The sequence below is a fragment of the Microcystis sp. LE19-84.1B genome (assembly GCF_027531875.1).
In the GTDB taxonomy this organism is placed as follows: domain Bacteria; phylum Cyanobacteriota; class Cyanobacteriia; order Cyanobacteriales; family Microcystaceae; genus Microcystis; species Microcystis panniformis.
This window is the reverse complement of sequence record NZ_JAPZSR010000236.1, coordinates 1-3,203: the sequence shown is the minus strand read 5'-3', so window position 1 is coordinate 3,203 and position 3,203 is coordinate 1. Positions and strand designations below refer to the sequence as shown.

The window sequence follows — 3,203 nt, the reverse complement described above, 5'->3', positions numbered from 1 at the left end:
AAATTATCAGACACCACCCTTATCAAGGGGGGACTAAGGGTAGGGTTGATTCATGAATCAACCCTACTATGAATCAACCCTAGGACTAAGGGGGGATCGAACCTAAAATCTATTTTTAATTTAATTATAACCAGCTACTTAAGTTGACTATCTAAATTACTGGTTAACACTGCACCGGAGAAAGGAGAAGGGGACTTTTTTGACTTATCTCCGTGGCATATTTGCCCCTTTAATCGTGTCGCGGATGACGATTTTTTGTTCTTTGGAATAACCAGCAAAAGAACGAGTAGCAAGTAACTCGATTTCTACCCCAGTACCCGATCGCAAAGATTCCACAGGTAAGGGTAATTGACCGATATCCAGAATAAATTGATTGCCGTCCTGTCGGACTAAATTAGCAGGCATATCTCCTTCATAGCGAGTGACAAAATCAGTTCTGGGACTGGTTTGCAGGTCGTCTGCTTGCCAACGGGTGATGCGATAACGCAGTTTAAATTTAGTGCCAATTAAATTCGATTGGGAAGCTTTATCTTCGAGAAAAAGCCTTAAATCAGTACCATTTCCTGTAATACCTTTTGCTTCTAATTGAGTGACATCTCGTTCAAAAACAGCATTATAGACGACAAATTCCGTAACATTATTGCGTTTTTGAGTGGTTCCCTCGATCCAGAGTTCACTGGGGACAGTTACCTTCATTTCCTTTTGATCATCGAGGGTTAAAGTAAAACGCTGATTAGCAAACCGGTTAAACTCTTGGGGGGCATTCCAAATTAAAATAAAAGAACGTTCCGATCGATCTAATAAAATCCGATATTGATCATCGATCAGGGAACCGGGGGAAAATAAAGACATTGCCCCGGTGCGAGTTTCCCAACTATTTTTAGATAGAATATAACCCCGTTCTTTTAACTCCGACAGGGGAACAGTTGCGCTCGGTTGGTCGGCAGTTAAAGGGCGATCGATTTGAATTAAAGTTAACTGTCCTAAACGTCCCCCGCGACCGTTACGACCACTATTACCCGTCGCCCCATCCAGACCATCCTGACAGCTAAATTCTCTGGTGGTACAGCTATAATTGGCATCACCCGGCCTACCGCTGCAGGTTTGAATTGTCCAGAAAGGTTGGGAACAGCGACAACCCTTGCCCCCCTGACCTCCTTGACCCCCAAAACCCCCGGCGCCTCCGGCCGCATTGACCGTTACTTGTCTTAAAAAATCTAAATTAGTGACATAGAGGGTTAAAGCGCCGCCATTGCCCCCATCACCCCCATCACCCCCATTGCCACCGTTACCACCACCGGCCGCCTGGAGATTTCTGGTGACGTTGCTAGGTTGACCGCTACAGTTGCCATCGCTGCCGTTGCTGCCATTTTCACCATCGACCCCTTTTTGTCCCGAAATATCGAGTTTTAGGGGAGAACCATCGAGAAAAAGGGTTAAACTGTCACTATTTTTGCCTTGGCTGCCGACCTTGCCAGCTTTCCCGCTCTGGCCCTGTTTGCCGAAAGTCTGTACATCGGAACCTTGGGCTAACCAAGAACAGCGATCGCCCGTCACCGTAGGGGGCATTAGGTACGGTAAAGGGAGAAAAAAGGTGAATATTAATGATTTAGCCCAAAAATTCATGATTTTAGCCAATTTATCCCCAAAGACTCCGATCAATTCCCTCTTGATGACTTTTAGATCTAGATTTTTGTTTCCCCTCTATCAATAAGGTGCGCTATCATCCTACACTTACTTTGAGAAGGAAACAGCCAATCGCGAGGGTTACGCGCGTGAAAAAAGTATTAGCTATTATTTTGGGTGGCGGGGCCGGAACTCGCCTTTATCCGTTAACGAAACTGCGGGCAAAACCTGCCGTCCCCCTAGCGGGAAAATATCGCTTAATCGATATTCCCGTCAGCAATTGTATTAACTCCCAGATTGACAAAATCTATGTGTTGACGCAATTTAATTCCGCTTCTCTCAATCGTCACCTCAATCGTACCTATAATTTTACGGGTTTTAGCGATGGTTTCGTGGAAGTTTTGGCCGCTCAACAAACCATGGAAAATCCTCAATGGTTCCAAGGCACGGCCGACGCAGTACGACAATATATCTGGACGATGAAGGATTGGGATATCGATGAATATCTAATTCTCTCCGGAGATCATCTCTATCGCATGGACTACAGTAAGTTCATCGAACGCCATCGGGAAACCAACGCCGATATCACTTTATCGGTGGTTCCCATCGATGAACGTCGCGCCTCCGCTTTTGGGGTGATGAAAATTAATGATTCGGGGCGCATTGTCGATTTTTATGAGAAACCCAAAGGGGCAGAATTGGAAAGAATGCGGGTAGATACGACGATTTTAGGCTTAAGTCCTGACCAAGCCCGTCAAAGTCCCTACATCGCTTCCATGGGAATTTATGTCTTTAAAAAGAATGTTTTAATCGATCTGCTCGATGCCAATAAAGAACAGACCGATTTCGGCAAGGAAATCATTCCCTCGGCGGCTAAAGATTACAATCTTCAGGCTTATTTATTTAAGGGTTACTGGGAAGATATCGGGACGATTGAAGCCTTTTATGAGTCTAATCTCGCCTTGACCCAACAACCAAATCCCGCCTTTAGTTTCTACGACGAAAAAGCCCCCATCTATACCCGTTCTCGCTATCTGCCACCGACAAAAATGCTCAATTGTACGGTGACAGAATCGATGATTTCTGAAGGTTGTATTCTCAAAGAATGTCGCATCCATCACTCGATTTTAGGGATTCGTAGTCGAGTCGGCAAAGACTGCACGATCGAGGATACAATGCTGATGGGATCCGACTTTTATGAGTCTTTCCCCGAACGGGAAAGTCTGATCGGAAATGCCAAAGTTCCCGTGGGTATCGGTTCCGGTTCCACTATTCGTCGGGCAATTGTGGACAAAAATGCTCGCATTGGTTCCAATGTTTTAATTGTTAACAAAGATCGTGTGGAAGAATCTAATCGCGAAGATTTAGGTTTCTATGTTCGCAGCGGCATCGTGGTTATTTTCAAAAATGCCACTATTCCCGACGGGACGGTAATTTAATCTATCAGTTATCAGTTATCAGTTATCAGTTATCAGTTATCAGTTATCAGTTATCAGTTATCAGTTATCAGTTATCAGTTATCAGTTATCAGTTATCAGTTATCAGTTATCAGTTATCAGTTATCAGTTATCAGTTAT

General features: G+C 44.4%; 2 protein-coding genes. One reads left to right on the top strand and one right to left on the bottom strand.

All coding sequences use genetic code 11. The annotated features are described in order from the left end of the window. Positions 1-204 precede the first annotated feature (204 nt). Entirely contained in the window at positions 205-1,569 is a 1,365-nt protein-coding gene (locus O9324_RS13785) for a collagen-like protein (RefSeq protein WP_288140471.1), read from the bottom strand. 206 nt (positions 1,570-1,775) lie between these two features. Between O9324_RS13785 and O9324_RS13780 the strand changes: the two genes are divergently transcribed. Further along, positions 1,776-3,065 carry a glucose-1-phosphate adenylyltransferase gene (locus tag O9324_RS13780; RefSeq protein WP_002789937.1) on the top strand — a complete coding sequence of 430 codons (1,290 nt, stop codon included), beginning with the start codon at positions 1,776-1,778 and terminating at the stop codon, positions 3,063-3,065. Positions 3,066-3,203: the final 138 nt, after the last annotated feature.

Bases quoted from the DNA above. Each gene is read 5' to 3' on its own strand.
- O9324_RS13785 (WP_288140471.1), bottom strand. From the start codon at position 1,569: ATGCCCCCTACGGTGACGGGCGATCGCTGTTCTTGGTTAGCCCAAGGT.